This is a genomic window from Haloprofundus salinisoli (genome assembly GCF_020097815.1).
Classification (GTDB): domain Archaea; phylum Halobacteriota; class Halobacteria; order Halobacteriales; family Haloferacaceae; genus Haloprofundus; species Haloprofundus salinisoli.
In genome coordinates, this window is record NZ_CP083663.1 from 952,599 (window position 1) to 978,282 (window position 25,684).

Sequence of the window (25,684 nt, forward strand, 5' to 3'; positions counted from 1 at the left end):
CGAGGCGCGTCACTCGAACTCGGCGGAGTTGTCCTGGGGGTCGTAGCCGAGCACTTCTCGGGTGCGCTCGATGGAGTAGTACTTGCGGTCGTTGTCGCTGATACCGTAGACGATCTCGTAGCCGTAGTCGGCGCGGATACAGCAGTCGAACAGGTGCGCGCAGTCGCGGTACGAGAGCCACATCGCCTGTCCGCGCTCGTAATCTATCGGCGGGTGATCGCGGGTCAGGTTGCCGATACGGACGCAGACGACCGAGAGGTCGGTCTGGTCGTAGTAGTAGCGACCGAGCGTCTCGCCGGCGGCTTTGCTCACGCCGTAGAGATTTCCGGGTCGGGGGAGTTCGGACCCGTCGAGGAGGAACTCGCTCTCGGGGCGGTAGATGTCCGGCGTCCGGCGCTCGGTCTCGAAGGCGCTCACCGCGTGGTTCGAGGAGGCGAACGCGACCTTGTCGACGTCGGCTTCGACCGCGACCTCGAACAGCGACTGCGTCCCGTCGATGTTGTTTCGGAGCACGCTGTCCCACGGTGCCTCCGGACGCGGGTCGCCCGCGAGATGGATGATGGCGCCGACACCGTCGACGGCCGCGGCGAGCGCTTCGCGGTCCGTGATATCGGCGACGTACACGTCGTCTTGGGTCGTTCCTGGGGGGAGTTTCTCGTCTGCCAGCGGTTCGCGGTCGAGCAGTCGCCAGTCGTGGTCTTCGCCGATGCCACCGAGAATGGCTTGCCCGACGCGCCCGCCCGCGCCCGTCAGTAAAACCGGGTCGTCCATTCGGTAGTAGATGGAAATACGGAGGGTAAGTAACGCACGGTTCGACCCCGTGGGGGTGGTCGGCCCGCGGAGACACGGCGGCGCACGGTTGCCCGATAGAGATTAACCGAGCGACCGAGTCGACTCCGCATGGTCACCGACGCACAGCAGGCGTGCTTCGAGGCGGGTATCAAGTTCGGGTCGCTCTACCACCAGTTCGCCGGAACGCCCGTCAGCGTCGACAGCGCGCGGAGTCTCGAAGTTGCGATGGCGGAGGCCATCGAGAACCAACCGCACTGCGAGACGGTTGCGGTGGAGATCCTCGACGACCGCGTCGACGCCGCAATCGACCACGAGAACGGGTACACCGAACTGACGGGGTCGCTCATGGAAGTCGAGATGGAGATTCGGTGCGAGGCGGTCAGCGTCCGCACGCGCATGGAGATGGAGGACGGCTATCCCCTGATGAAACTGGTCAGCGTCGAAGAGTGATCGGCCGCCGGTGACGCGGCTCCCGGCCGCTCCGTGTGGTCTCCAGACCGACACAGAATTTGGCCCCGAGACCCCGACAGTCGCCCGATTTCACTTTCACTTTCGGGCGTGTGTTTAAAACGGGTCGGGGCGAAAAGCCGGTATGAGCCAATCGCAACTGGGCGACGACGAGCTGTTCGGCGAAGCGGCCGCGGAGATGCGCGAAGACGTCGAAGCACACCTCTCGGCGGCGCGCGAGACGCTCCCCGAGGGCGACGACATCTGGGAGACGGAGGCCGACAACGTTCTCGGTGTGCTCAACGGTCTGCGCTCGGCGCTCGACACCGGCGACGCCGAGGACCACCTCCGACAGGCCAAGAAGTGGTACACCATCGGCGAACGCGCCGACGCCTTCGAGGACGCCGAGGACCTCGCGGACGCCATCGAGGAGGTCGAAGAACTGCTCGAGCAGATAACCGAGGCCCACGCGAACGTCGGCGAACTCGCCAGCACGATTCCGCAGCTTCGCGGCGCGTTGGACGAAGCCCACGAAGAAACAGAAGCGACGGACGACGAGGACGAAGACGAGGAGTCCGAGGCCGAAGCGGAGGAAGACGAAGACGACGAAGAGTAGCTACGACCGCCGGTCCGGCCGCGCCACGTCGCGCTCGGCGACCGCATCGAGCACTCGCGCCAGCGCTGCTGCCGCCGCGTCGAGCAGTTCCTCACCCAGTGCCGCGTCACCGTCGCTCGGGTCACCGACGACGCCGTTCTCCGTAAACTCCGCCGAGTCGTGCGCGAGGTTGACGCTCGCGATCCACTCGCCCCATCGGTCCGCCGCACCTGCTTTCGCCTCCTCCATCCGGTCTTCGCGTACCGTCTCCGGTGCGACGTGTCTGAGCAGCCCCGTCTCCAGCGGGCCGCCGTGGCCCATCCGCGTCGCGTGCTCGCCGACGGCCTCGAACCAGGTGAACGGGACGGCGTAGGCGTCGTCGCGGCGACTGATTCTCGCGGTTACCTCCCGGAGTGCGCCGACGTTGCCGCCGTGTCCGTTGACGACGACGACGCGGTCGAAACCGTGGTGCGCGAGGCTCTGGACCGTCTCGCGGACGTACGAGCGGAACGTCTCCCCGGAGACCCAGAGCGTCCCCGGGAACTGCCGGTGTTCTTCGGCGACGCCGACGGGGATCGCGGGCGCGACGACGACGTCTCGGTCGGCGGCGTCGGCACCCGCCGCGGCGACCGCTTCGGCCGTGAGAAAATCGGTTCCGAGCGGCGCGTGCGGACCGTGTTGTTCGGTGCTGCCGACCGGTAAGAGCGCGAGGTCGGTGTCGAAGTCGCGGACGTCGGTCCAGGTGGCGTCGGTGAGATGCATACCGACCGCACTCGCTCCGAGGGCTTGTATCTCGGGGTCGAGAGACCGAACGGCTCAGTCTCCGCGTCGGGGCTCGGAGGACGAGTCGGCGTCGTCGAACCGCCGAGTCGCTACGCGCGAACCTCGGTGGCCGAGGTCGCCGCGGGTCGCCACGACGAGGAGGAGTGCGACTCCCCACGTAGCGGCAGCGACGACGACGAGCACGTCGGCGGCGAGGTCGGTTCCGACCAGTTCGGCGAGCGGAACGGGATACAGCGTCGTCGCCGCGTTGTAGCTCCCGTGGAGCGCCACCACGACGGCGACGCTCGCGGTGCGATTATACAGCCACGTGAAGACCACGGAGAGGCCGACGACGCCGACGCCGTACGTCAGAAACGAAGCTCCGTACTGGGAGGATCCCGGGAGGTGAAACAGCGGAAGGTGCCACACCGCCCAGACGACGCCGAGCGCGAGCGCCGCCGGAAGCGGCGCGAGTCGCCGCTGCAATCGCGGAAGCGCGAACCCGCGCCACCCCGGTTCCTTCTGTCCGCCGCCGAGCAGCGCCATAAACAGCACCGTCGGGAGGAACGCGGCGACTCGGGCGGGGAGCACCTCGAAGCGGAGTTCGACGCCCGACGCGGAGAGGGCGACGGTCTCGACTGCAACCATCGCAACGGGTAGCAAAAGCGCGACGGCGTACCATCGGAGCGAGACGCGAAGCGGCGACACCGCGCGCGCCCAGCGACGGACCGACCCGCCGCCGAGGCGAACGACGGCGGCCGCCGCCAGCGGCGGGCCGAACGCCCCCGGCACGACCGCGGCCAGCCCGAGTGAGTCGCCCGCGTCGCTGAGAGCCGCGCCGAACCAGAACGTCCACGAGAAGGCGAACGCGAGGGCGAAGAACGACCCGAGTCGGTGTCGGTCAACTACTCGACCGAGGCGACTCTGAGGCGTTAGGGCGGCGGTGTGCGAATCCACGAAGTCGTATCGTCCCGATAGAACATCAAGCTGCGCGACGATTCGGCGACGAGCTCGTCGATTAGTTCACGAAATCCGACGCATGCGAACCGGTTTTTCCCCGGCCGTTGACCACATATCCGCATGAGTAACGACGAAGCCGACGACAGCCGCGAGTTGGGCGTCGAGTTCGGCGAGTTGGATGACGAACTCAAATCGCACGACTATCCGACGACGACCGACGAGCTCGTCGACGAGTACGGCGACTACGAAATCGAGATGTCAAACGAGACTCGAACGTTCGGCGACATTATGGAGCCGTACCAAGAGGAGACGGGACAGGACTTCAGCGACGCCGGTGAGGTCAAACAGGCCGTGCTCAACATGGTCGGGTCGGAGGCCGTCGGCCGCCAGCGGTACAGCGGTCGCGGGTTAGATCAGGATCCAGACGAGCAAGACTCCGTCTGAACGCGAGCCGTCGCGGCGACGAATCGCCTCGAAACGACCGCACCCCTCAGTCATCCCGCGCTTCGGTCCGCGCCTGCCGTCGCGTGGCACGCTCGATGAACTCCTCGGGGAGCTCGTCTATCTCGCCGGCCTGGACGCCCCAGAGGTGCGCGTAGAGATCGTCGTTGCCGAGAAGTTCCTCGTGCGTCCCGCGCTCCTTGACTCGCCCGCCTTCGAGGACGAGAATCTGGTCGGCGTCCTTGATGGTCGAGAGGCGGTGGGCGATGGCGAACGTCGTCCGGTCCTCCGTGAGTCTGTCGAGACTCCGTTGGATGAGCATCTCCGTCTCGGTGTCGACATCGGAGGTCGCCTCGTCGAGGACGAGAATCTCGGGGTCCTTCAGAATGGCGCGGGCGATGGAGAGGCGCTGGCGCTGCCCGCCAGAGAGTTTCACGCCGCGCTCGCCGATTTCCGTGTCGTAGCCCTCCTTGAGGTTCTCGATGAACTCGTGCGCCTCGGCGGCTTTCGCGGCCTCGATTATCTCCTCGTCCGTCGCGTCGAACGTCCCGTAGGCGATGTTGTCGCGGACGGTGCCGTAAAACATGAACGTCTCCTGGCTGACGTACCCGATGGCCTGCCGGAGACTCGGGATGGTCACGTCGCGAAGGTCCTGGCCGTCGATCTCTATCTTCCCTTCGCCGACGTCGTACATCCGAAGCAGGAGTTTCAGGATGGTCGATTTACCTGCCCCCGTCGGACCGACGAGCGCGAGCGTCTCGCCGCCCTCGACGACGAAGTCGACGTCTTCGACGATGGTCTCGTCCTCCTCGTAGCCGAAGGTGACGTCGTCGTACTCGACGCGACCCTCGCGGACGACGAGTTCGTCGGCGTCGGGGTCCTCGGCGATGCGCGAGGGTTCGTCCATCAGGCCGAAGATGCGCGCCGAGGAGGCGCGGGCGCGCTGGTACATGTTGATGATCTGTCCGAACTGCGCCATCGGCCAGATGAACCGCTGGGTGAGGACGATGAACGTGACGAACTGGCCGACGGTGAGTGTCCCGGTCAGCGGACCGGGCGGCCCGCTGACCACCCAGAGTCCGCCGATCATGAACGTGACGACGAAGCCGATACCGGCGAGGACGCGCAGACCGGGAAAGAACTTGATGCGAGTACGAATCGCGTCCCAGTTGGCGTCGAAGTAGTCCATCGAGACGCCGTCGACGCGGTCGGACTCGTAGCGCTCGGTGTTGGAGGTCTTGATGACCTGAATCCCCCCCAGATTGTTCTCCAGTCGGGAGTTGAGCGTCCCCACCGAGGAGCGGACGTCGGCGTACTTCGGCTGGATGATGTCGACGAACTTCCACGTGAACAGCGCGATGAGCGGCACGGGCAGTAGGGCGACGAGCGCCAGTTGCGCGTTCATCGAAAAGAGGATGGCCGCGATCGCGACGACCATCACCGACAGGCGGAAAAAGGAGTTCATCCCGTCGTTGAGGAACCGTTCGAGGCGGTTGACGTCGTTCGAGAGGATGGACATCATCTCGCCGGTCTGCTTGTCGGCGAAGAAGTCCATGTTCAACCGCTGCATCTTGTCGTACGTGTCGGTCCGGATGGCGTGCTGGATGTTCTGTGCGAAAGAGTTCCACCCCCAGTTACGCGTCCAGTGAAACACCGCGCCGCCGAAGAACCCGAAGGCGATGAGGCCGACCGAGAAGTAGAACTGTTCGGTCTGTGTCGCCGGAATCACCCCCGAGACGGCGGCCGCGGAGACAGGAACCGTGTCGGCGACCGCCTGTGCGTACTCCTTGTCCCCGAACACCGCGTCGATCGCGATACCGAGGACCACGGGGGGGAGCAGATCAAGCAGGCGCGCGACGACGCTGGCGAGCAACCCGACGACGAACTGCGTGGTGTTCTGCCGACCGTACTCGGTGAACAGTCGGCGCATCGGGTTGTCTGTACTCTGCCGCTGCGCTTCGAAGGGGTCGTCCTCATCCGCGGCCGTTCCCATTATCTCCGTAACAAGAGTTGGCCGTTAAAAAGCATTACCTACGAACCGAAATACTCCGGTTCGTCGCCGTCTCGCAGGAAGCCGTCTCGTTCGGAATCAGAAGTCTGTCGCCCTCGGAGACGCCGGTTCGGTTCGTGTAGCCCATCGGCACTTCGAGGACGTACTGTCCGTACCCGGTGTACCGCGTCAGTTGCCCCTCGGACGCTCCGGACGGGTCCAGAGTGGCGTGGTGAATCTGCGTGATGGTCCCGTTGGCGTCGACGAAGACGATGTCGAGCGGGAAGTCCATGTTCCGCATGACGTACGAGTACTCGTCCTCGCTGTCGTGGATGAACAGCATCCCCTCGCCGTCGTCAAGCGACGTGGTGTTGCTCAGACCGGTGTAGCGTTTGTTGTACGTGTCGGCGATTCGGACGTCGACGGCGGCAAGTTCGGTGCCGTTGACCCCGTCGACGACGGTCACCGTCGTCGTCTCGTACTCGTTCGAGTCGGGCGGGCTGTGGACGTGGTCGAAGGCGACGACACCCCCTGCGGCCAAAAGAGAGACGACGAGGACTCCGACGAGGATACGCGTTCGCACGGCCGTGAGAACGGACCCCACCCGAGTAAGCGTTCCGGGGCCCGTCGCAGAGAGAAACAGTTATTCGAGCGGAGGCATTCGTGCCGATACGCGGGCTCGTGGTCTAGTTGGTTATGACGCGGCCCTTACAAGGCCGAGGTCGGTGGTTCGAATCCGCCCGAGCCCATCATTCTGTGGCGAACGAAGTGAGTCCAGAAACATCTGTGAGGACGATTCGAATCAGGGAGTGAAGCGAACGAAGTGAGCGGAACGACCGTGGTTCGAATCCGCCCGAGTTTCCGTCGCTGTACTCCGCTCGACCGAACGCTCGTCCCCACCCGTCGAATTCGCCAAAACCAAATAATATCATATTTTCAAACAATGTGGCGAAGAACACCATTCAACCCCCTAATTTTCGTCGAATAGCTGCAATCAGTTCGTGCCGGATTTCATGTAGTTTCTCTCGTAGACAGTAACAAATATATACAAGTAGAGTTTGCAGATTATCCTATAATGGTGAATATATAATGTTCCGAACTACGTTCGCAGTTATCGGCGTTCTCTCGCTCGTCGTCGTCGCCGGCGTCGGCGGTGCGTTGGCACTCGGGTTCACGCCCGCAGACCTGGTCGGTGACACAACCGATAAGGTCGGCGGAGACACATCGTCGAACGTGCAAACCGACGGAGGAAGCGACGATACGAGCGAAGCGTCGGGTGGCAGTGACAAAGCGGTACAGGACGCGTACGACCAACCGCTCCGGTTTTCGGTCGGTGAGATCGAAGAGTGCGGGACGACCTGCCGAGACGTGACGGCGCAGGTGAAAAACACCGGCAACGAGTCCGTCGACGACATCGACGTGGCCGTCCGCATCTCCGCCGACGACGACGAGGTGTGGGACGGCAGCGTCGAAGTCGGCTCCGTCGGCGCGGCGGAGACCCAGCAGCAGACGATTCGCGTCGAACTCGGCTACATGGACGCGTACAAAATCAAGCAGAACGACGGCCACATCACCGTGAAGGCGACTGTGACCACTGCCGAGGGTACCTTCGAGTTCACCGAACGTCGCAAAGTCGCGTGAGAACCGTCGGCACGCCGTCGGCGTGTTCCGAAATCCTTTTTGCTCCCATCCCCATCCATCAGAGTGCGCCGCCTTAGCTCAGACTGGGAGAGCACTCGACTGAAGATCGAGCTGTCCCCGGTTCAAATCCGGGAGGCGGCACTTCTGTGATTGCAAGCCGACGAGCAGAGCGAGTCGCGCCGAAATCCAGAATGATATCTGACTGGGTTTGAATTAGAGAACGCTGAGCGACAGCGAAGCGTTCGCGTGGTTCAAATCCGGGAGGCGGCACTTTTCCCGCGAACCAACGAGAGAGCGCAGCGACCGCGCCGACTGCGCGTCGACAGCAACGCTTTGCCCGTCGCCGTCCTACTCCGGTAGGGTCATTGACCCACTACGACCATGAGCTTCTCATCCACTTCTTCGAGGTCGGACCGTCTATCAGAGCACGTCGAATCGGGACTCGAGCGCGCGAAATCGGCTGCGAGCGACACCGAGACCCCACTGACGGGGACGGTCGACGAACTGTTCGACGTGCTCGTTGCGACGGAGATGCTCCTCGAGAGCGTCGATCTGGCGCGGGTGCCCGACGTGGTCGACATCGAACAACTCCCCGGCCTCGTCGATTTCGACCGCCTCGCGGACGCCATCAGAGAACGCGACCCCGACCTGGCCGTCGACCTGAGCAACTTGACGCACGTCGTCGACAGGCGGGAACTGTGGGCGTCGGTCGACCTTTTCGGGTTCGCGAAAGCGAAGCGACGGCTGGACCGAGAACTCGAGGACCTCCCGGGCGGTGACGCAGCGTTCGCGGTCGAGAGTGACTCGAAAGCGGCCGCAGACGCCGAAGCGTTCGTCTCCTCGCTTCGCTCGGAAGCCAGGGAGGTGACCATCCAACAGGAGGTCAGAAAGAAGATAACGCTCGCTCGGAGCGCGCTCGGAGAGCAACACGCCACCCTCGAACGGCTCTACGCGTCGGAACGGACGCGTTCGAACGATCCGAGCGAGCGGCGGCGGGGGCGAAATCCGACGGCCGTCTCGCTGCGTCCGCCGGGGCCGCTTCCCGACGGCGTCTCGACGGTCCCTTCGAGCGCGTGGCACTCGAACGTCGAGCAACTCCCTCGACTCTACGGTCGCCGGTGGCGGTACATCGACGCCGAGAGCGGGGAATAGCGTCGGCCGCCTTCGAGAACGGCGAGAGTTCGGAGGCAACTAGTTATATCTGCTTCGAGAGGACGTTCTTTCGACATGAACGCGGACGCCACCGTCGTCCGAACGGACGTCGCGGGACACGAACCGGAACTGCGCGAGCTCCTCCACGAGTACTTTCTCGAAGCGAACGAACAGGGCCGACAGTGGTTCGACGACGAGGAGTTCGGCGCGGACCCCGAGGAGATAGTGGCCGCGGACCTCGACAGACTCGCGTCGGCGACAATCGCGGAGCCGCTGTTTCTGGCGCGCCGTGGCGGCGAACTGGTCGGGTCGATTCAGCTGAAACAGTTGGACGAGACGACCGCTGAGGTGAAACGACTCTACGTGCGGCCTTCACATCGGGAGACGGGTGTCGGGCAAGCGCTCGTCGAGACGTTGATCTCGGAGGCCAGAGCCGACGGGTTCGAGACGCTCCGGTTGGGCGTCGCTCCCTACCACGAGGGGGCGCGGTCGCTGTACCGGAATCTCGACTTCGAGTTCACGGCGGCGTACGAGGAGACGCAGGCCCCGGCCGCGATTCGCGACGACTGGGGCTTCATGAAGCGGTCGCTCGCGGAGTGACCGGACCACCTTACCGAAACGCTTCGGGCTTACAACAGCGAGCGAAGCAGCCGAAGCGGGAAGGTGATGACGGCGATGACGAAGTTGATTATCGTACGGAACAGCGAGCGGATAGCTCTGAACATCACGAGAGTGTGCGACGCCGAACAGTATCGTGGTTCGGGTTGCACCTGCTGGGTTGGTAAATGCCCGGAGGAACGTCATCGTCTCGCCGAAGGGTCGTGTCTGCGCCAACCGAGACATCTATTCTCACGGTGTTCCGAGAAAGAAAGACCTATAGTTTCGGTTCGAAATAGCAGTAACAACTAGTGACCCGTTTTCCAAATCCGATTCGAGGAGTGATATTGCTCATCGGCCTCATGCTCGCGCGACTCGGTCTCGTCGCGCCCGAGCGCGTCCGCCGAACTACCGACCTCTCGTGGCCGCGCATCGTCACCGGCGTCGCGCGTATGTCGAAGAACGCCGTCGACGTGGCGATGGTCGGTATCGCCATCGGCCCGGCCGCGATCGCCGGCGTCGGTCTCGCGAGCGCCTACTGGGGTATCGCGTTCGCGCTCGGCGGCGGATTCGCCGCCGGGACCATCGCGCTGGTCTCGCAGCGCTACGGTGCCGACGCGTTCGACGAACTCGGCCAGGCGGTTCGGTCGAGTCTCCTCCTCGTCGTCGTCGCGACCGTCCCGGTGATGGTCGCGTTCGTCTTCTTCCCGTTTCACCTCATCGACCTCATCAACGACGAGACCAGCGCCATCGGCTTCGGCGCGGTGTACCTCCAGATCGTCGGGTTCGCGGTTCCGTTCGCAGGCGTCAACCTCATCGGCAGTCGCATCTACATCGGTCTCGACGACGCGTGGACGCCGATGCTCGTCCGCGCCGGCGGCGCGATATCGAACATCGTCTTCAGCGCGGTGTTCATCTTCGGGTTCGACATGGGTGTCGCGGGCGCGGCGTTCGGCACGCTCTTGGCGAACGTGCTCGTCACCGTCGCGTTCACCGCCGGCCTCGTCGCCGGTCGGCTACCGGGTGCGGGCGAACTCCCCGTCGCCGTCGACCTGACCGGGTCGTACATCGACTGGCCGACGATGCGGCAGATAATCGAAATCGGCCTCCCGGTCGTCGGTCGGAGCATGGTGTGGACCGTCGCCAACTTCCCGATGCTCGCCATCGTCGGCATGTTCGGCGCGCCGGTGCTCGCCGCCTACGTCATCAGCCGCCGCATCTGGGGTATCATGAACACGCCCGGGTGGGGCTTCGGCCTCGCGTCGAGCAGTCTCGTCGGTCAGGAGCTGGGGGCGGGCGACGAACGGACCGCGGAGGCGTACGGCCGCGAGATCGTCCGCTTCTCGGTCACCACCTACATCGTCGCCGCGGCGCTCGTCGCGGTGTTTGCTGAACCCATCGTCCTCGCGTTCGTCGGCTCTCGCGCGGACCCGTCGTTCTCGACGGCCGTGACGCTCGTCTACGTCTCCTGCTTCGCGGTCATCGCGCAGGGCGTCAGCGGGGCGTCCGCGGGGCCGCTCGACGCCAGCGGCGACACCACCTGGCCCTTCCTGAGTCAGGCGCTCGGGATGTTCGCGTTCTCGATTCCGGTCGCGTACCTCGGCGCGACCACCTCGCTCGCCTACTGGGGACTGTATCTCTCGTTCGTCGCGGAGACGACGGTGCCGGCCGCGCTCAACTACTATCGCTTCTCAACCGGCAAGTGGAAGCTCGTCAGCCGCAAGTTCCGTCCCGGATCGACGGTCGCGGACGACTGACGACCGAGGGCTATGACCGGCCGATTCGCTCCCGACATCCCCCGCGAGCGCCAGACGAGACGACTCTCCGCGGAGCGGCTGGCGTCGTTCCGCGAGGGGCGGAGAACGGAACCGCGCTCGCGGCGGCGGCGCGGGCGCGGGACTCCGAGGACCGCGTCGCACTGGTGAAGAACCGCTGGTCTCGCGAATGGACTCTCCCCGGTGGTGGTGTCGAAGCAGGCGAGCAGCCGGTGGAAGCCGCGCGCCGCGAAGTGCGCGAGGAGACTGGGTTGGACGCGACCGTCGGGGACGCCCGCGTCGTCGTCGACCAGCGATACGCCGCCGAGTCCGGAGACGCGAGATCCGACGGAATCGCGTTCACCGCACAGTACGTCGTCTACGCGGCCCGTGCCGACGGCGAGATTCCGCGTTCGGAGCAGTTGGGCGCGGGTACAGACGAGATCACGGCGGCACGGTGGTTCGAGACGTTCCCGGAGCGACTCCACGACGGTGACTCGCTCGAACCGTACCTGTAGCGACTCGGGAGGCGCTGTGAGGTGGATCGACCGACCCGCTACGCGAGTTCGTCGCAGAGAGCGCGTCTCGAACGAGTTGTTGAATTCGACTAACAGTGAGGACTCGGAAGGGTTATGTGTGCTGCCGAACTTTCTTCAAAGGTAATGGCGAAAGGTACGGTTGACTTTTTCAACGACACAGGCGGCTACGGTTTCATCGAGACAGAAGATGCGGACGACGACGTGTTCTTCCACATGGAAGACGTCGGCGGCCCGGACCTCGAAGAGGGACAGGAAGTGGAGTTCGACATCGAGCAGGCCCCGAAGGGCCCGCGCGCGACGAACGTCACCCGACTGTAAAACGTCGTTCTTTTCAGAACGCGATCACTCACGAACACATTTCTATTTGAGCTACTCTCGGCGAGCGACGGCGTCGCCGCGCGGGGGTCGCTCCGGTCTCAGTTGGAGCCGTGCTCACTCCGGGCCGCGTTCGCCGACGGCGTCGCCGACGACGCGCCACTCGCCGTCCGACGCGTCGGGGTCGTCCGGCGCTTCGACGTCCGGAACTCCCGAGAGCCCTGGTCGGACCACCGACTCCCACCAACCCTCCTCGGGCGAGCCGTAGCCGGCGGTGTGCTCGGGAAACACGTCGCGCTCGAACGCCTCCCGCGAGACGCGGCCGCGGCGACGGAGGTAGCCGTACGCCGCTCTGAGCGCCTCGCGGCGACGACGCTTCTGTTCCTGGCTACCCGGCGGTTCGAAGGCGTCGATGGCGTCGGCGACGTCGCCGGCGAGGTCGTACGCGTCGCCGAGCGGTTCCTGCGACGGTGCTTGCGGAGTTTCGCTCGGGTCGTTCTGCATCGCCGGCGGGACGGCGTCGCTGCTCGTCGTCGACGCCTGCGCCTCGACGTCCGTTTCGACCGACGACTCCGCGTCCGCCGCCTGTGATGCGCCCGCCTCGGTGAGCGTGTACGCCTCTCCGCGCGGGTCGTCGCCGGTGTCGAGCAGACCCCGTTCGTAGAGGTCGTCCACCTGATCGCCGATTCGGTCGGCGGTAATCGGGAGTTCGTCGGCGACTTCCTCCGGGAGCAGCGCCGAGTCGTCGGTGCGGGCGAAGACAGCCAGAATCTCCTCGTCGCTCACGTTGGGTTCGCGGTCAGCGTCTGCCATACGACAGGTAGACCGCGGAGTCAGTTGAAGCCTCGGCATAAGGGGTTCCCCCACCACGAGGCGGTCGATATGTCTCCGGGATTTTTTGGAGTGCCGGACGTTCGTGCGGTATGAACGACGGTGGGGACGACGGGCTGGCGCAGAGCGGGCTCGTCTACGAACCGTATCAGGCTTCGCCGCTGAAGCGATGGGTGCTCTTGGACGGTAACCGCATAGTGCTGACGGCGCTGCTGTCGGTCGCCGTCTGTGCGTCAGTGGCGGCGCTCTGCTGGGTCGGCGTCGTTCCCGTCGACGACGCGGACGCAGTGCTCTCGTTGGTCGGCGCACTGGTCGGCGGGACGCTTCCCTTCATCACTATCGTGCTCGCCATCAACCAGCTCGTGCTCTCGCAGGAGCTGGGGTCGACCGACGAGCTGCGAACTCGGTTGGCGGCGATGCAGGAGTTTCGCCGGGAGGTCGAGACGCTCACCGGCCGGAGCGTCAGTCCCGCCGCACCGGCGGACTTTCTTCGCGGGCTAGTCGAACAGAACCGCTCGCGCGCGGAGACGCTCGAATCGGCCGTCGACGACACCGACGACGGGCTCCGCGAGAGCGTCCACCGGTACGTCGAGACGATTCGCCACGAGAGCGAGACGGTTTCAAAGGCACTGGAGGACGCCGATTTCGGCACGTTCGACGCACTTTCGGCCGTTCTCGGCCACTTCGACGGTCGACATCTGCACACGGCGCAGGTGCTTCGAGCGGACCACCGAGAGGCGTTCGACGACGAGGCCGAGACGCTCGACGAACTCATCGAACTGCTCGAACAGCTCGCCGTCGCCCGACAGACGTTCAAAACTATCTACGTACAACACGAACTCGCTGCGCTCTCGCGGTTACTTCTCTACGTCGGCTTCCCGACCCTGTTCGGCGGTGGACTGCTGATGCTCTCCTACGAGTCGCTGCTCTCGTCGACCGCCGGCACCGGCCTGCCGTTCTGGCTCGTCGCCGGCGGCGTCACGCTCGTCTTCCTCCCGTTCGTCGTCCTCCTGACCTACACGCTCCGCATCGCGACGGTCGCGAGCCGAACCGCCGACTTCGGCCCGTTCGTACCGCGCGCGACGGTGAAAGACGACCTCTGAGAACGGACGGCTGCGCGGTGGGATGCGGCGTCTCCCGTTCCCGAGACCCGACGCGTCGGCCCGGACGCGGTTGGCTTTTGTCGTCGCCGCCCGAACAGTCGTCGACGAAGAATGACCGACGACGAGCGGGTCGACGGGACCGAATCCGGTGTCGCCGAGACGGACCGAAGAGCGCACGCGGTGACGCTGCACCGGCCGACGCACCGCGAGGTGCTCTGGCAGGTCGAGGAGGCGTTCGAGCGCGGCGACATGGTGACGCTGTTCGGCCGCTGTACGGTCGAGTACGACGGCCGCGCCGCCAGCACGCTCGGCCTCGGCAACCGACTCGTGATTCTCAAGCCCGACGGCGCGGCGCTCGTCCACACCGACGAGAAACGGACGCCGGTGAACTGGCAGCCGCCGGGCTGTGAACACCACGCGGCGGTTCGAGACGGACAGTTCCGGATTCGCAGCGAGCGCACGACGCCCGCCGAGACGCTCGACGTGCGGTTCGAGCAGGTCCACCAGTTCTCGGCGCTGTCGGTCACCGGCGGCCGGGATCTCGACTTACAGGGGAGCGAGGAGGATCTCCGCCAGCATATCCTCGACGACCCCGATCTCGTCGAATCCGGCTTTCTCCCGCTGGCGACCGAGCGCGAGACGAGCGCCGGGCCCGTCGACATCTACGGCGAGGACGACGACGGCGCGGCCGTCGCCGTGGAGTTGAAGCGGCGGCGGGTCGGCCCCTCGGCGGCGAGCCAACTCCAGCGGTACGTCGCCGCGCTGCGCGCGGAGTTCGGTGACGGCGCGGCGGTTCGGGGGATTCTCGTCGCGCCGTCGGTCACCGACCGGGCGGCCGCGCTCTTGGAGCAACACGACCTCGGATTCGTCGCGCTGGATCCGACGACGGGGCGTCCGCCGGAAGGAGACGAGGAGTAGCGACGGAAATGACACGGAGGCGAGAAATCACGCCGAGTCGTCCGCGAGCTTTCGGAAGTTCTCGAAGACGCGCGTCGCGGTCACCTCGTCGAAGCTGCGGTCGGTGTCGGACCAGCCGAAGTCGCATCGGACTCGGTCGTGGAGCGCCTCGGTGAACTCCGGATGGAACTGCGTCGTCCACAGCGGCGCGTTTTCGTGACGCGTCGCGACGAGCGGATAGTAGTCGGCGCTGGCTATCGGCTCCATCCTCGTTCCGGCGTCGACGACCACGTCGCCGTGAACCATCGGTACCGTCTCCGCGACGCCCGAGAAGAGCGGGTCGTCCACGAGGTCCAGTGAGACGAGTTCAGTTTTCAGCCCGCGGTGTTCGACGGTCCCGCCGAGCGCGTCGTTGACGAGTTGGTGACCGAAACAGACGCCGAGCGTCGGAACTTCCTCGTCGACTAACTCGCGGACCAGCGCGCGCTGGTCGTCCATCCACGGATAGTCCTCCGACTCGTAGACGCCGGCGGTGCTGCCCGACAGGACGACGCCGTCGACGTCCCCTGCGTCGCCGACGCTCTCGATATCCTCGAACGCCGCGACGGTTCGCGGCCCGCCGTCGCGGGCGTAGTCGTGGACGGCGGCGTCGGGCAGGTAGCTGGCGAGTTCGCGTACGAAGTAGTTTGCTTCGGGATTTACTTCGTTCGCCAGAACGAGAATCATCGGTCGTAATCGTGTGCGCGGGGAGATAACGGTACTGCCGACGGGGTCGGGAGGCGAGAGCGTGCCGAGGGGGTAAACCCGTGCCAACGAGTCGCAGAACGCGCAGAAGACGCATCGAAGGCTTTATTCACCGCGTTGGCCTTGTTCAGCGCAAGTAACTATGGCAGACAAACCGGCCTCAATGTACCGGGAGATCTCCAAAAAGCCGTACACGCGGCGTGAGTACATCACGGGGATTCCTGGCTCGAAGATCGCACAGCACAACATGGGCAACCTGCAGACGGGTCCGGAGGACTACCCGGTTCAGATCAGCCTCCGCGTCGAAGAGGAGTGCCAGATTCGTCACGGCTCGCTCGAATCGGCCCGCCTGTCGGCGAACCGCCTGCTCCTGAAGCACGTCGGCCAGCCGAACTACAAGATGGTGCTCCGCAAGTTCCCCCACCACGTCCTGCGCGAGAACAAGCAGGCGACCGGTGCGGGTGCGGACCGTGTCTCCGACGGGATGCGTCAGGCGTTCGGGAAGCCGGTCGGCACGGCCGCGCGCGTCCAGCGCAACGACGCCGTGTTCACCGCCTACTGCACCCCGGAGGACGCCGAGACGGTGAAAGACGCCTTCCGCCGCGCGTACAACAAGATGTCGCCGCCGTGCCGCATCGTCGTCGAGAAAGGCGAAGAACTGCTCGTCGCGTAAGCGGAAACGCCGCCCGCGACGGCGGACACACACGTTTTTCCCTCTTCCACCGAACCTAGCGTATGCTCCGACTCGCGGTGACGACCGACGCCGAGACGTTCGAGCGGATGCGCGACCCGCTGGCCTCGCGCGGCGTCGACGTTCGCCACCTCCGCGCGAAGGGACGGACGATTCGGCTCACCTCGTCGCCGACGGAGACGTTCGACGTGGGGTTCGTCTACCCGACCCGACCGATGGAGGGCGGGGCGCTCGACGCCCTCCACGAGCTTCCGTGGGTGAACGACCGCGAGGCCGTGCTCACCTCGCGGAACAAGGCGGGCGTCGTCGCCGCGCTCTCTCGGGCGGGCCTCCCGGTGCCGGAGACGACGATGGTCTCGAACCCCGTCGACGACGACGCGCTTCTCGCCGCCGCCGCCGAGTTCGACGGACCGCTCGTCGTCAAACCGAACTCGACGACCCGCGGCACAGGAATCGTCCGCGTCGACGACCCGGACTCGCTCTCGGGAGTGGTCGACTATCTCCGACTCGTTCACGACTACAACGCGACCGGCGACAAGTCGTATCTGCTGCAGGAGTTTCTGCCCGCCGCGCGCGACTACCGGGCGATGGTCGTCGACGGCGAGTGCGTCGGGGGTGTCGAACGCCGGTTGCCGACCGAAGCACGGGAGGCGGGTCGGTGGAAACACAACGTCCACCGCGGCGCGGAGGCGACGGGCGTCGAACTCCCCGACCGACACCGGCGGCTCGCCGAAGAAGTCGCCGCCGTGCTGGACGTTCCGTATCTCGGGGTCGACCTCCTCGAAACCGAAAATCGACTCGTCGTCGGCGAGACGAACGCGCGGCCGACCATCGACGACGCGAAGTACGACGCGGGCTTTTACGACCGATTGGCGGCGCTGGTGAAGCGACAGGTCGAGTGATGACAGCACGGAGTCGTAACGGAGTCGCAACGAAGTCGGAACGGAGTCGGAGCGCCGTCGCTGTTCGGTGTGCGGGAGGAAACGGTGGAGGGAGCGACGACGGTGTCGGCGGACGGCGCTACTCGACGTCGATTTCGGCGGAGTCCTCGACGCGGTCGAGCGTCACCTGGAGGACGCCGTTTTTGAACGTGGCGCTCGCGGAGTGTTCGTCGACGCGCGCGGGCAGTTGGATGCGCTCGTCGTACTCGCGGCGGTCGCTCGCGGCGCTGATGGTGAGGCGCTCGCCGTCGCACTTCAGGTCGATGTCGTCCTTGTCGACGCCGGGGAGGTCGGCGACGACGCGGATCTGGTCACTCTCGTCGAGGACGTCGACGTGAGTCTCGCTCGCAAAGCCCGTGCGGTCGTCGAATCCGCCGGTCATCTCGTTCATCATGCGTTCGATCTCGCCGAAAATGTCGCCGAAGGGGTCGTCACGGTCGTCTCGCTTCATGCGGCACGCTATGTCGTATGCGCTCAAAAGCCTTCTGTCGGTGTCCCCATCGCGGAATCTATCTCGGTTGATACGGCGAAAAGAGACGTTCCAAAACCACTATACGAGGCGGGGTTTAAGTACTCTCCAGGCACTAACTCAGCTATGAGTGAAAAATCGCACTTAGCCGCTGGCGAAGAAGTCGACGAGTCGGAAGTTGTGCGCATCGCACTTAACGGCTTCGGGCGCATCGGACGGAACGTCTTCCGCGCGGTCATGGACGACCCCCGTATCGAACTAGTGGCCATCAACGACGTGATGGACGGCGAGGACATGCGGTATCTCAGCAAGTACGACACCGTCATGGGCCGCCTCGACGGCGTGACGCTGGAGGACGACCGACTCTCCATCGGCGACACGTCGGCAGAGGTGCTCAACGTCCAGAGTCCCGCCGAACTGCCGTGGGACGACCTCGACGTCGACGTGGCGCTGGAGTGCACGGGTATCTTCCGCACGTACGACGACGCCCACGACCACGTCGAGGCGGGCGCGGACAAAGTCGTCATCTCCGCGCCGCCGAAAGGTGACAAGCCGGTCAAGCAGCTCGTCTACGGCGTCAACCACGACGAGTACGACGGCGAGGACGTCGTCTCGAACGCCTCCTGTACGACCAACAGCATCACGCCGGTGGCGAAGGTGCTCAACGACGAGTTCGGTATCAACTCGGGCCTGATGACGACGGTCCACGCCTACACCGGATCGCAGAGTCTCATCGACGCGCCGAAGGGCAAGACCCGCCGCGGGCGCGCCGCCGCCGAGAACATCATTCCGACGACGACGGGTGCCGCGAAGGCGACGACCGAGATTCTGCCCGAACTCGACGGGAAGCTCGACGGTATGGCCATCCGCGTGCCGGTGCCGAACGGCTCCATCACGGAGCTCGTCGTCGACCTGCAGGGCGACCCCAACGCCGACGAAATCAACGAAGCGTTCCGGAACGCCGCCGACAACGAACTGGCGGGCGTGCTCGGTTACACCGACGACGAGGTCGTCTCCTCGGACATCCTCCAGCTACCGTTCTCCTCGACGGTCGACCTCAACTCGACGAACGTGCTCGAAAACGGCGGCCTCGCCAAGATTCTGACGTGGTACGACAACGAGTACGGCTTCTCGAACCGGATGCTCGACGTCGCGCGCCACATCACCGAAGAGTAACGCCGCACTCCCGGCTGAGTTCGGTTTTTCGTCCAAGAAGCAATCCGTGAGCGGTAGTGCAGCCGTAGTTCGGCCGCTTCCGCCCACGACTAAGTAGCAGTCGCACGACTTTCGAGGTGAGATGGCTTCGTTCAACACGCTCGACGAGCTCGACGCCGAACAGCGAGTGCTCGTTCGCCTCGACCTGAACTCTCCCGTCGAGGACGGTCGGGTACGGGACAACCGCCGCTTCGAGCGGCACGCCGAGACGGTGTCGGAACTCGCCGGCGAGAACCACCGCGTCGTCCTGATGGCACACCAGGGTCGCCCCGGCGACGACGACTTCGTCTCGCTGGAGCAGCACGCCGACATCCTCGCCGACCACATCGACAGGGACGTGAAATTCGTCGCCGACACGTACGGCGAGGAGGCGCTGGACGCGATCGACGCGCTCGAATCCGGCGAGGTGCTGCTGCTCGAAAACGTCCGAATGGTCGACGACGAGTTGCCCGAAGAAGAGCCCGAGACGAAGGCCGAAACCGAGTTCGTCCAGACGCTCGCGCCGACGTTCGACGCCTACGTCAACGACGCGTACTCGGCGGCCCATCGAAAACACGCCTCGCTCGTCGGCTTCCCGCTCGTCCTGCCCGCCTACGCCGGGCGCGTGATGCAGACCGAGTACGAGGCGAACTCCAGCATCGCCACCCGCGAGTTCGACGGGCAAGTGACGATGGTCGTCGGCGGGACGAAGGCGACGGACGTCATCGGCGTGATGGACGCCATCGGCGAGAAAGTCGACCAGTTCCTCCTCGGCGGCATCGCGGGCGAACTGTTCCTCCGCGCGGAGGGCCACCCGGTCGGCCGCGACGTCGGCGACATGGAACTCTTCGACGACCAGTGGGAGAACAACCAGGACGTCATCGAGGACGTCCTCCAGCGCCGTGCCGGGCAGATTCGGCTCCCTGTCGATTTGGCGTACGAGGACAGTAGCGGCGAGCGTGCCGAGATTTCGGTCGAGAGTATCGAGGAGAAGGAGACCGGCTATCTCGACGTCGGGTCCGAGACCGTCGAGGGCTACGCGCCGACGATCCGCGAGTCCGAGGCGGTGTTCGTGAAGGGCGCACTCGGCATGTTCGAAGACGAGCGGTTCGCCGACGGGACGGTCGGCGTCCTCCGCGCCATCGCGGAGACGGACTGCTTCTCGGTCGTCGGCGGCGGCGACACCTCCCGCGCCGTCGAGATGTACAGGCTGAGCGAGGACGACTTCTCGCACGTCTCCATCGCGGGCGGGGCGTACATCCGCGCGCTGACGGGCGAGTCGCTCCCGGCGGTCGAGGTGTTGGAAGCGCAGGCGCAGAAGGAGTAAGCGACTCAGTCGGCGCGGTGCCGCGCGAGTCCACGTAATCCCGCTCCGACGAGGTAGAGCCCGAGCGGGAGGAACACGACGACAACGACGGTGTCGGCCGGCCCCCACCAGAGCGCGCTGTCGACGCCGCCGACGAGGGTCGACGACTGCGCGTAACTGAGGTAGTTGAACACGCGGTAGAGCGGCCACGCGAGGACCACGAGACCGATACCGAGTTTGGGGAGGGCGTCGGTGTTCACAGGTTGAATCAGGAGAGGAGGCAACTAACCGCTTCGATGGCGGGTCGATGTAGCTGGGCCGCTCGACGCCACGACTTTGTTCTTCACGACTAAACGTACACCCATGCTCGTCGGAATCGTCTCTGACACCCACGACAATCTCGACTGCGTACGCGCGGCCGTCGACCGCTTCGAATCGGAGTCCGTCGACGCCGTGGTCCACTGCGGCGATATCGTCGCGCCCTTCTCGGCGACGCCGTTCGACGGCGACTGGGACTTCTACGCCGTCCGTGGCAACAACGACGGCGAGTGGAACCTCCAGTCGGCCGTCGACTCTTTCGGCACGTATCTCGGCGAAGCGGGTGAACTCACCTTCGACGGCGTCGACGTCGCCGTCTACCACGGAACGAGCGGGGCGCTCGTGGATGCGCTCGTCGACTCACAGAAGTACGACTACGTCTTCCACGGGCACACCCACCAGCGCGTCGTCGAAGAGCGCGGCGAGGCGGTACGGGTCAATCCCGGCGGCCTCCCGATTCCGGGGGCCGACGACGCGTTTCACGTCGCCGTCCTCGACACCGAAACCGGTGAACTCTCGTCGCACGAGGTCGCGTAAAACAAAACCCGCTCGTTTCGCTCGCCGCGCTCAGTCGTCGGCGGCGACGAACTGCCGGTTGCCGCTGTCGAAGACGCTGTGGAGGCCGACGCCGAGCGACTCGTTGGTCGTCGCGATGCTCTCTTCTTTGCTCGCGCTGCCGGTGATAGCGCGAACGGCGTCGATGTTCTCGGGGATCACGTCGCTCTCCTGGTGGATGGCCTGGAAGAGATAGAGGTCGTCGTCCACCATCGAGATGGACTCCTCCCAGATGCAGTTCTCCCAGAGGTCGCCGCGGGGGCGGCCGGCGTCCATGGCGAACTCCTTGAGTTTGCCCGTGCCGTCGATGCCGGCGTGTTTCGGGACGAAGAACAGACGCGACTCGCCCGCGAGCAGGTCGCGCACGTCCTCGGCGGTCGGCGTCGATTCGAGCGTGACGTTGACGCTGTGGGTGTGCATCAGCGTCGCCGGAACCTTCAGGCCGAGGGTGTCGATGGCGAGGTCCGGGAAGATGGTCTGCACGTCGGGGCCGTGATGCGAGGGGAGGCTCACGGGGTCCGGTAGGATGTCGTTAATCGGGCCACGGCCGGTCTGGCCGGGGTCGCCGCCGCGGCGCACGAGCGTCACGCGCGCTTTCTTCACGCCGTAGGTCTCGTCAAGCGGCGCGAGCAGTCGCGATAAACCGGTCGTGTTACAGGAGACCGTGCGGACGAACTGCGCGCCGGTCGCCTCGTCGTAGTTGGCGCGCGCGTTGAAGCTCACGTCCGCGATGTCGGCGTCCTCGCCGCCCTGGAAGATGGCCGGCGTGTCGTGGCGCTCGTACAGCGCGCGGTTCTGCGCGCCGATGCCGGAGGGAGTGGTGTCGACGACCACGTCGCTGTCGGCGACCAAGTCGTCGACGACGCCTGCGAGAGAAACGCCCGCGTCGTCGAACTGGTCGACGCGCTCGGGAAGCGCGGCGTAGAGGGGATAGCCGTTTCGGACTGCCGTCTCGGCTTCGAAGTTCGGCCGCGTCTTCGCCACCCCGACGAGTTCCATGTCGGGTTGCGCACAGATCGCGTCTGCGACGCGTTTGCCGATTGTTCCGTAGCCATTGACGCCCACCTTGAGCATGTTCGGACCTCCTACCGGGAGGGACATAGTTATTTCGGGGAATACCTCTTAGAAATTAACTCCGAGGCGAGTAACCATGTTCCGGTTTCACCGCCGGCATATGCGGATATTTCGGGTCTGGTGGGGGAATATTACCGGCCCTCAGACGGTCGATGTGGCAAAGCCTAACCCGTCGCCGATAGCCAACTGTGGTATGACCGACCGGAACACCGACGACGCGCTCCGCACCGCCGCGGAGACGGCGCTCGAACAGTGTCTGAGCGTACAGCCCGGAGAGTCCTGTGCCGTCGTCACCGACGACAAGCGAGCACCCATCGGCGAGGCGCTGTACCAGGTGGCGAGCGAGATTACGGAGGACGCCGTCCTCGTCCGGTATCCGCCGGGACCGCAACACGGCGCGGAACCGCCGGCACCCGTCGCGGCGGCGATGCGCGACGCCGACGTGTTCATCGCGCCGACGACGAAGAGTCTGAGTCACACTCGCGCGCGCAGCGAGGCGTGCGACGCCGGCGCGCGCGGCGCGACGATGCCCGGCATCACGGAGGAGGTGATGCTCGCCGGCCTCGACGCCGACTACGAAGCCATCGCGCGACACAGCCTCGACGTCCTCGAACAGCTCGTCGACGCCGACGAGGTTCGCGTGACGACCGAGAAGGGCACCGACATCACGTTCGTTCCCGGCGACCGCGAGTGGCTCTCGGACACCGGGATGGTCCACGACCCGGGGCAGTTCTCGAACCTGCCGGCGGGCGAGGTGTTCGTCAGCCCCGAGACCGTCGACGGAACGTACGTCGTCGACGGGACGATGATGCCGTACGGCCTGCTCGACGGGGGTCAGGAACTCCGCTTCGAGGTCGAAGACGGCTACGTCACGGAGATTTCGGACGACGAGGTGCGCCAGCAGGTCGAGGCCGGAGCCGAAGAGGTCGGACGGGACGCGTACAACCTCGCCGAGCTCGGCATCGGGACGAACGTCGGCGTCGACGAGTTGGTCGGCTCCGTTCTCCTCGACGAGAAGGCGGCCGGGACGGTTCACATCGCCATCGGCGACGACGCCGGAATCGGCGGCGACACCGTCGCTCCCCTGCATCTGGACGGCATCATCCGCAAACCGACCGTCTACGTGGACGGCGAGGAAGTGGAACTTCCCCGGTAGCGAACCCACGTATCACCGCGCCCGCCCACATCCGATTCGAATACTGCTGATTGTTGCCTTTTAACCCAGAACGTGGTGCGATGACGAGAACTGACTCGTACTCAAGAGACGAGGGACTGGTATCGGGCGGATCTCCCTCCCCTGGAAGTCGCCCGAGACGGGAGTGTGGTTCAACAACGGCGCTCTCGCGGCTCGGTTGCGACCGAGAGACGCTTGAGCGAATCCACTCGTCTCCGAGTCGTCTCTCCGGCGTCCGCCCTCAGTCTCGGGGTTCGAACGAAGAGAGAGGAACCCAACCGAGCGACCGTCAGATTTCCCTTGCGACGGCTATCGCTGATACTGTTCGTACTGTCGCGTGAACTCCAGAAACTCGTCTAGAGGACGCGTACACTCGCCCATCGTCACGACGTTCGCGTCGGCGTCGTAGTCGACGATGGCCGCGTCCGCCAACTTCGGGAGGTGCGAGTGGTGTAAGTCGGCGCGGATCTGCTCGATGGTCTCCTCCGGAATCTGCTCGGGATTGCATTTGTACTCCCAGGCGGCGACCTGTTCTGCGACCTCCAAGAGCGTCGCCGGATAGCGACACGTCTGGAGGTGATACAGCACGTACCGACGGCGCGGGTCGCAGAGCACCTTGAACACCGCATCGAGCGGAAACGCGTCGGCGTCGTCGGTGTGAACGGAGTCTGGAAGCTCCTCGAAGCCGTCTGTTTCCCCGTTGTCCCTCTTGGTCGGACTGTCAAATGAGTCGTCGTCCATTTCGTGTTCCCCCAATCCAGAGGACGGTCTCGGTCGAACGCGCCGACGCTGTCGCGGACCGTCCCTACAGCAGCGGTTCGTGTCCCACATTCGACACACCACGGCGACACGGTTAGTACTGTCGTTGGTCGTTCGTGATAATTTTCGCGCAATCGCGCGTACGGACGGGTGATGGGGTCGTTTCGGGAGCTACACGCCGTGAGGAGAAGCGCGGACTTTTAGGGCCAGATGGATTACGCCGTCGTATGAGCCAAAGCGAACGCGTCGCGGTGGTCTGTCCCTCCTGCTCACCGCAGACGGAGACCGTCCACGAGGTACTCAAACCCGGCGGACAGACGACCGTCCGCTGTACAGAGTGCGGCCACACCCACAAGACGACGATCGAGGAGGAGCGCGAGATCGAACTGAGCGTCATCGTCTCGCAGGACGGCGAGTCGTTCAGTACAACCGTCGACGCCCCCGCCGAGGAGACGCTGGCCGTCGGCGAGGAGTTCATCGCCGACACGCCGGAGGCAATCATGCTCGTCCGCATCACGTCGCTGGACCTCGGTGACGACCAGCGCGTCGAGGAGGCCGTCGCAGAGGACGTGGCGACCGTCTGGACTCGCGCCGTCGACAACGTGAGCGTCCCCGTCACACTCCATCCCGGCGACGGTCGCCGCGACGAGACGCGAAGTTTCAAACTGAGCGTCCCCGGCGACTACGAGTTCGTCGTCGGCGAGACCGAGGAACTGAACGAAGAGGAGTTCGAGATAGAGGGCATCCACGTCCGGCAGAACGCGACGAACTACCGCTTCGACAAGTTCGACCGCGACGGTGACATGGTGTTCGCCAAGGACGTCAAGCGCATTTACGGCCGCGACGAGACCAGTTCGGCGTGGTCGGCGTGGTGAGCTGTCCAGAGTCGACCTGAGCCCTCGAATCCGAACTTCGCCACGACAGACCGACACAACCCACACGCCTGATACGACGGAGGAGAACTCCTATGGACTTCGAAACCGCTCGCAAGCAGATGGTCGACCGACTCGTCGACCGCGGCCGAATCGAGCGAGAGACGACCGCCGACGCGCTCCGAACCGTCCCCCGCCACGCGTTCGTCCCGCCGGAGCAGCGCGAGAGCACCTATCAGGACCGTCCGCTGCCCATCGGCGGCGGTCAGACCATCAGCGCGCCGCACATGGTCGCTATCGTCACTGACCTCCTCGCGCTCGACCCCGACGACCGCGTGCTCGAAATCGGCACCGGATGCGGCTACCACGCCGCCGTCACCACCGAAGCGCTCGGGCAGCTGGAGCGGGGCGATGGACGCGACGAGCGCGACGCTTCAGGGGGCGTGTACAGCGTCGAGTACGACCCCGAGCTGGCCGACCGTGCCCGAGAGACGCTCTCTGAGCGCGGCTACGACGTCGACGTCCGCACCGGCGACGGCTACGAGGGGTGGGCCGACCACGCGCCGTACGACCGCGCGTACCTCACCTGTGCGCCGGAGTCGCTTCCCGAGACGGTGATCGAACAGCTCCGGCCGGGCGGGTGCGTCGTCGGGCCGGTCGGCCGCGGGCGGCAGCGGCTCGTCCGCGCGTGGCGACGCGAGGACGGAGGAATCGACCGAGAGACCCACGGCGGCGTCCGGTTCGTGCCGATGCGAGGCGGCGACGACTGAG

29 protein-coding genes, 2 tRNA genes and 1 pseudogene are annotated in these 25,684 nt (G+C 65.3%); 21 read left to right on the top strand and 11 right to left on the bottom strand.

Going from position 1 to position 25,684, the window contains the following annotated elements:
- Nucleotides 1-9: 9 nt before the first annotated feature.
- Complete coding sequence (azf, locus tag LAQ73_RS05025; protein WP_224270149.1) at nt 10-771, bottom strand: NAD-dependent glucose-6-phosphate dehydrogenase Azf; 762 nt, start codon at nt 769-771, stop codon at nt 10-12.
- A gap of 129 nt (nt 772-900) precedes the next feature.
- Here azf and LAQ73_RS05030 point away from each other — a divergent pair, with 129 nt between their 5' ends.
- Nucleotides 901-1,242 carry a dihydroneopterin aldolase family protein gene (locus LAQ73_RS05030; protein ID WP_224270150.1) on the top strand — a complete coding sequence of 114 codons (342 nt, stop codon included), beginning with the start codon at nt 901-903 and terminating at the stop codon, nt 1,240-1,242.
- A gap of 142 nt (nt 1,243-1,384) precedes the next feature.
- Nucleotides 1,385-1,855 (top strand): DUF5790 family protein, encoded by a 471-nt coding sequence (locus LAQ73_RS05035; protein ID WP_224270151.1) that lies wholly within the window; start codon nt 1,385-1,387, stop codon nt 1,853-1,855.
- On the opposite strand, the gene LAQ73_RS05040 is transcribed toward LAQ73_RS05035, so the two are convergent.
- A complete protein-coding gene (locus tag LAQ73_RS05040; RefSeq protein ID WP_224270152.1) occupies nt 1,856-2,596 on the bottom strand; it encodes a creatininase family protein in 741 nt (246 codons plus the stop codon).
- Nucleotides 2,597-2,650: 54 nt separating this feature from the next.
- Nucleotides 2,651-3,553, bottom strand: coding sequence for a CPBP family intramembrane glutamic endopeptidase (locus LAQ73_RS05045; RefSeq protein WP_224270153.1), 903 nt, complete (start codon nt 3,551-3,553; stop codon nt 2,651-2,653).
- A gap of 123 nt (nt 3,554-3,676) precedes the next feature.
- Here LAQ73_RS05045 and LAQ73_RS05050 point away from each other — a divergent pair, with 123 nt between their 5' ends.
- Entirely contained in the window at nt 3,677-4,000 is a 324-nt protein-coding gene (locus tag LAQ73_RS05050) for a DUF5789 family protein (protein WP_224270154.1), read from the top strand.
- A 46-nt stretch (nt 4,001-4,046) separates the two neighbouring features.
- On the opposite strand, the gene LAQ73_RS05055 is transcribed toward LAQ73_RS05050, so the two are convergent.
- Nucleotides 4,047-5,990 carry an ABC transporter ATP-binding protein gene (locus LAQ73_RS05055; RefSeq protein WP_224270155.1) on the bottom strand — a complete coding sequence of 648 codons (1,944 nt, stop codon included), beginning with the start codon at nt 5,988-5,990 and terminating at the stop codon, nt 4,047-4,049.
- 34 nt (nt 5,991-6,024) lie between these two features.
- Nucleotides 6,025-6,570, bottom strand: coding sequence for a DUF192 domain-containing protein (locus LAQ73_RS05060; protein WP_224270156.1), 546 nt, complete (start codon nt 6,568-6,570; stop codon nt 6,025-6,027).
- Nucleotides 6,571-6,662: 92 nt separating this feature from the next.
- On the opposite strand from LAQ73_RS05060, the gene LAQ73_RS05065 reads away from it, so the two are divergent.
- The 8 genes and pseudogenes from LAQ73_RS05065 (at nt 6,663) to LAQ73_RS05100 (ending at nt 11,988) form a co-directional block, all read left to right on the top strand.
- Nucleotides 6,663-6,736: transfer RNA gene (locus LAQ73_RS05065), tRNA-Val, on the top strand.
- Nucleotides 6,737-7,076: 340 nt separating this feature from the next.
- Complete coding sequence (locus tag LAQ73_RS05070; protein ID WP_224270157.1) at nt 7,077-7,628, top strand: hypothetical protein; 552 nt, start codon at nt 7,077-7,079, stop codon at nt 7,626-7,628.
- Between the two features lie 67 nt (nt 7,629-7,695).
- Nucleotides 7,696-7,769 (top strand) — tRNA-Phe (locus tag LAQ73_RS05075).
- A 240-nt stretch (nt 7,770-8,009) separates the two neighbouring features.
- Nucleotides 8,010-8,780 carry a hypothetical protein gene (locus tag LAQ73_RS05080; RefSeq protein ID WP_224270158.1) on the top strand — a complete coding sequence of 257 codons (771 nt, stop codon included), beginning with the start codon at nt 8,010-8,012 and terminating at the stop codon, nt 8,778-8,780.
- A 75-nt stretch (nt 8,781-8,855) separates the two neighbouring features.
- Nucleotides 8,856-9,380 carry a GNAT family N-acetyltransferase gene (locus LAQ73_RS05085; RefSeq protein ID WP_224270159.1) on the top strand — a complete coding sequence of 175 codons (525 nt, stop codon included), beginning with the start codon at nt 8,856-8,858 and terminating at the stop codon, nt 9,378-9,380.
- 359 nt (nt 9,381-9,739) lie between these two features.
- Nucleotides 9,740-11,134: an MATE family efflux transporter gene (locus tag LAQ73_RS05090; protein ID WP_425601127.1), complete on the top strand. Its 1,395-nt coding sequence runs from the start codon at nt 9,740-9,742 to the stop codon at nt 11,132-11,134.
- Nucleotides 11,135-11,146: 12 nt separating this feature from the next.
- Nucleotides 11,147-11,649, top strand: a pseudogene (locus tag LAQ73_RS05095) (NUDIX hydrolase).
- Nucleotides 11,650-11,793: 144 nt separating this feature from the next.
- Nucleotides 11,794-11,988: a cold-shock protein gene (locus LAQ73_RS05100; RefSeq protein ID WP_117592850.1), complete on the top strand. Its 195-nt coding sequence runs from the start codon at nt 11,794-11,796 to the stop codon at nt 11,986-11,988.
- Nucleotides 11,989-12,102: 114 nt separating this feature from the next.
- On the opposite strand, the gene LAQ73_RS05105 is transcribed toward LAQ73_RS05100, so the two are convergent.
- Nucleotides 12,103-12,798: a hypothetical protein gene (locus LAQ73_RS05105; protein ID WP_224270161.1), complete on the bottom strand. Its 696-nt coding sequence runs from the start codon at nt 12,796-12,798 to the stop codon at nt 12,103-12,105.
- 110 nt (nt 12,799-12,908) lie between these two features.
- On the opposite strand from LAQ73_RS05105, the gene LAQ73_RS05110 reads away from it, so the two are divergent.
- Complete coding sequence (locus tag LAQ73_RS05110) at nt 12,909-13,919, top strand: DUF7972 family membrane protein (protein WP_224270162.1); 1,011 nt, start codon at nt 12,909-12,911, stop codon at nt 13,917-13,919.
- 111 nt (nt 13,920-14,030) lie between these two features.
- The gene (gene nucS / locus LAQ73_RS05115; protein WP_224270163.1) at nt 14,031-14,837 is read left to right on the top strand and encodes an endonuclease NucS; all 807 of its coding nucleotides are present in this window, start codon (nt 14,031-14,033) and stop codon (nt 14,835-14,837) included.
- 27 nt (nt 14,838-14,864) lie between these two features.
- On the opposite strand, the gene LAQ73_RS05120 is transcribed toward nucS, so the two are convergent.
- Nucleotides 14,865-15,542: a type 1 glutamine amidotransferase gene (locus LAQ73_RS05120; protein WP_224270164.1), complete on the bottom strand. Its 678-nt coding sequence runs from the start codon at nt 15,540-15,542 to the stop codon at nt 14,865-14,867.
- Between the two features lie 160 nt (nt 15,543-15,702).
- On the opposite strand from LAQ73_RS05120, the gene LAQ73_RS05125 reads away from it, so the two are divergent.
- Together LAQ73_RS05125 and LAQ73_RS05130 are read left to right on the top strand one after the other, a co-directional pair.
- On the top strand, nt 15,703-16,233 hold the full coding sequence (locus LAQ73_RS05125; RefSeq protein WP_224270165.1) for a 50S ribosomal protein L16: 531 nt from the start codon (nt 15,703-15,705) through the stop codon (nt 16,231-16,233).
- A 62-nt stretch (nt 16,234-16,295) separates the two neighbouring features.
- On the top strand, nt 16,296-17,153 hold the full coding sequence (locus tag LAQ73_RS05130) for an ATP-grasp domain-containing protein (protein ID WP_224270166.1): 858 nt from the start codon (nt 16,296-16,298) through the stop codon (nt 17,151-17,153).
- A gap of 118 nt (nt 17,154-17,271) precedes the next feature.
- Here LAQ73_RS05130 and LAQ73_RS05135 read toward each other — a convergent pair whose 3' ends face one another.
- Entirely contained in the window at nt 17,272-17,643 is a 372-nt protein-coding gene (locus tag LAQ73_RS05135) for an Hsp20/alpha crystallin family protein (RefSeq protein ID WP_224270167.1), read from the bottom strand.
- Nucleotides 17,644-17,787: 144 nt separating this feature from the next.
- On the opposite strand from LAQ73_RS05135, the gene gap reads away from it, so the two are divergent.
- Entirely contained in the window at nt 17,788-18,837 is a 1,050-nt protein-coding gene (gene gap / locus LAQ73_RS05140; RefSeq protein WP_224270168.1) for a type I glyceraldehyde-3-phosphate dehydrogenase, read from the top strand.
- 121 nt (nt 18,838-18,958) lie between these two features.
- Nucleotides 18,959-20,182, top strand: coding sequence for a phosphoglycerate kinase (locus LAQ73_RS05145; protein WP_224270169.1), 1,224 nt, complete (start codon nt 18,959-18,961; stop codon nt 20,180-20,182).
- A gap of 5 nt (nt 20,183-20,187) precedes the next feature.
- Here LAQ73_RS05145 and LAQ73_RS05150 read toward each other — a convergent pair whose 3' ends face one another.
- Complete coding sequence (locus LAQ73_RS05150; RefSeq protein ID WP_224270170.1) at nt 20,188-20,421, bottom strand: hypothetical protein; 234 nt, start codon at nt 20,419-20,421, stop codon at nt 20,188-20,190.
- 103 nt (nt 20,422-20,524) lie between these two features.
- Between LAQ73_RS05150 and LAQ73_RS05155 the strand changes: the two genes are divergently transcribed.
- Entirely contained in the window at nt 20,525-21,016 is a 492-nt protein-coding gene (locus tag LAQ73_RS05155; RefSeq protein ID WP_224270171.1) for a metallophosphoesterase, read from the top strand.
- A gap of 30 nt (nt 21,017-21,046) precedes the next feature.
- Here the strand turns inward: LAQ73_RS05155 and LAQ73_RS05160 are convergent, their stop codons facing one another.
- Complete coding sequence (locus LAQ73_RS05160) at nt 21,047-22,108, bottom strand: type II glyceraldehyde-3-phosphate dehydrogenase (RefSeq protein ID WP_224270172.1); 1,062 nt, start codon at nt 22,106-22,108, stop codon at nt 21,047-21,049.
- Nucleotides 22,109-22,301: 193 nt separating this feature from the next.
- Between LAQ73_RS05160 and LAQ73_RS05165 the strand changes: the two genes are divergently transcribed.
- On the top strand, nt 22,302-23,264 hold the full coding sequence (locus tag LAQ73_RS05165; RefSeq protein WP_224270173.1) for an aminopeptidase: 963 nt from the start codon (nt 22,302-22,304) through the stop codon (nt 23,262-23,264).
- Nucleotides 23,265-23,591: 327 nt separating this feature from the next.
- On the opposite strand, the gene LAQ73_RS05170 is transcribed toward LAQ73_RS05165, so the two are convergent.
- Nucleotides 23,592-24,023, bottom strand: a complete 432-nt coding sequence (locus LAQ73_RS05170; RefSeq protein WP_224270174.1) for a DUF7344 domain-containing protein — start codon at nt 24,021-24,023, stop codon at nt 23,592-23,594.
- 245 nt (nt 24,024-24,268) lie between these two features.
- Here LAQ73_RS05170 and LAQ73_RS05175 point away from each other — a divergent pair, with 245 nt between their 5' ends.
- Both LAQ73_RS05175 and LAQ73_RS05180 read left to right on the top strand, forming a co-directional pair.
- The gene (locus LAQ73_RS05175; RefSeq protein WP_224270175.1) at nt 24,269-24,916 is read left to right on the top strand and encodes an HVO_0476 family zinc finger protein; all 648 of its coding nucleotides are present in this window, start codon (nt 24,269-24,271) and stop codon (nt 24,914-24,916) included.
- Nucleotides 24,917-25,008: 92 nt separating this feature from the next.
- Nucleotides 25,009-25,683 carry a protein-L-isoaspartate(D-aspartate) O-methyltransferase gene (locus tag LAQ73_RS05180; protein ID WP_224270176.1) on the top strand — a complete coding sequence of 225 codons (675 nt, stop codon included), beginning with the start codon at nt 25,009-25,011 and terminating at the stop codon, nt 25,681-25,683.
- Nucleotide 25,684 lies beyond the last annotated feature (1 nt).

What these genes read in the sequence shown, in the direction of transcription:
- azf (WP_224270149.1), bottom strand. Translation starts at nt 771, where the DNA reads ATGGACGACCCGGTTTTACTGACGGGCGCGGGCGGGCGCGTCGGGCAA.
- LAQ73_RS05030 (WP_224270150.1), top strand. Translation starts at nt 901, where the DNA reads ATGGTCACCGACGCACAGCAGGCGTGCTTCGAGGCGGGTATCAAGTTC.
- LAQ73_RS05035 (WP_224270151.1), top strand. Translation starts at nt 1,385, where the DNA reads ATGAGCCAATCGCAACTGGGCGACGACGAGCTGTTCGGCGAAGCGGCC.
- LAQ73_RS05040 (WP_224270152.1), bottom strand. Translation starts at nt 2,596, where the DNA reads ATGCATCTCACCGACGCCACCTGGACCGACGTCCGCGACTTCGACACC.
- LAQ73_RS05050 (WP_224270154.1), top strand. Translation starts at nt 3,677, where the DNA reads ATGAGTAACGACGAAGCCGACGACAGCCGCGAGTTGGGCGTCGAGTTC.
- LAQ73_RS05055 (WP_224270155.1), bottom strand. Translation starts at nt 5,990, where the DNA reads ATGGGAACGGCCGCGGATGAGGACGACCCCTTCGAAGCGCAGCGGCAG.
- LAQ73_RS05070 (WP_224270157.1), top strand. Translation starts at nt 7,077, where the DNA reads ATGTTCCGAACTACGTTCGCAGTTATCGGCGTTCTCTCGCTCGTCGTC.
- LAQ73_RS05080 (WP_224270158.1), top strand. Translation starts at nt 8,010, where the DNA reads ATGAGCTTCTCATCCACTTCTTCGAGGTCGGACCGTCTATCAGAGCAC.
- LAQ73_RS05085 (WP_224270159.1), top strand. Translation starts at nt 8,856, where the DNA reads ATGAACGCGGACGCCACCGTCGTCCGAACGGACGTCGCGGGACACGAA.
- LAQ73_RS05090 (WP_425601127.1), top strand. Translation starts at nt 9,740, where the DNA reads ATGCTCGCGCGACTCGGTCTCGTCGCGCCCGAGCGCGTCCGCCGAACT.
- LAQ73_RS05100 (WP_117592850.1), top strand. Translation starts at nt 11,794, where the DNA reads ATGGCGAAAGGTACGGTTGACTTTTTCAACGACACAGGCGGCTACGGT.
- LAQ73_RS05105 (WP_224270161.1), bottom strand. Translation starts at nt 12,798, where the DNA reads ATGGCAGACGCTGACCGCGAACCCAACGTGAGCGACGAGGAGATTCTG.
- LAQ73_RS05110 (WP_224270162.1), top strand. Translation starts at nt 12,909, where the DNA reads ATGAACGACGGTGGGGACGACGGGCTGGCGCAGAGCGGGCTCGTCTAC.
- nucS (WP_224270163.1), top strand. Translation starts at nt 14,031, where the DNA reads ATGACCGACGACGAGCGGGTCGACGGGACCGAATCCGGTGTCGCCGAG.
- LAQ73_RS05120 (WP_224270164.1), bottom strand. Translation starts at nt 15,542, where the DNA reads ATGATTCTCGTTCTGGCGAACGAAGTAAATCCCGAAGCAAACTACTTC.
- LAQ73_RS05125 (WP_224270165.1), top strand. Translation starts at nt 15,703, where the DNA reads ATGGCAGACAAACCGGCCTCAATGTACCGGGAGATCTCCAAAAAGCCG.
- LAQ73_RS05130 (WP_224270166.1), top strand. Translation starts at nt 16,296, where the DNA reads ATGCTCCGACTCGCGGTGACGACCGACGCCGAGACGTTCGAGCGGATG.
- LAQ73_RS05135 (WP_224270167.1), bottom strand. Translation starts at nt 17,643, where the DNA reads ATGAAGCGAGACGACCGTGACGACCCCTTCGGCGACATTTTCGGCGAG.
- gap (WP_224270168.1), top strand. Translation starts at nt 17,788, where the DNA reads ATGAGTGAAAAATCGCACTTAGCCGCTGGCGAAGAAGTCGACGAGTCG.
- LAQ73_RS05145 (WP_224270169.1), top strand. Translation starts at nt 18,959, where the DNA reads ATGGCTTCGTTCAACACGCTCGACGAGCTCGACGCCGAACAGCGAGTG.
- LAQ73_RS05155 (WP_224270171.1), top strand. Translation starts at nt 20,525, where the DNA reads ATGCTCGTCGGAATCGTCTCTGACACCCACGACAATCTCGACTGCGTA.
- LAQ73_RS05160 (WP_224270172.1), bottom strand. Translation starts at nt 22,108, where the DNA reads ATGCTCAAGGTGGGCGTCAATGGCTACGGAACAATCGGCAAACGCGTC.
- LAQ73_RS05165 (WP_224270173.1), top strand. Translation starts at nt 22,302, where the DNA reads ATGACCGACCGGAACACCGACGACGCGCTCCGCACCGCCGCGGAGACG.
- LAQ73_RS05170 (WP_224270174.1), bottom strand. Translation starts at nt 24,023, where the DNA reads ATGGACGACGACTCATTTGACAGTCCGACCAAGAGGGACAACGGGGAA.
- LAQ73_RS05175 (WP_224270175.1), top strand. Translation starts at nt 24,269, where the DNA reads ATGAGCCAAAGCGAACGCGTCGCGGTGGTCTGTCCCTCCTGCTCACCG.
- LAQ73_RS05180 (WP_224270176.1), top strand. Translation starts at nt 25,009, where the DNA reads ATGGACTTCGAAACCGCTCGCAAGCAGATGGTCGACCGACTCGTCGAC.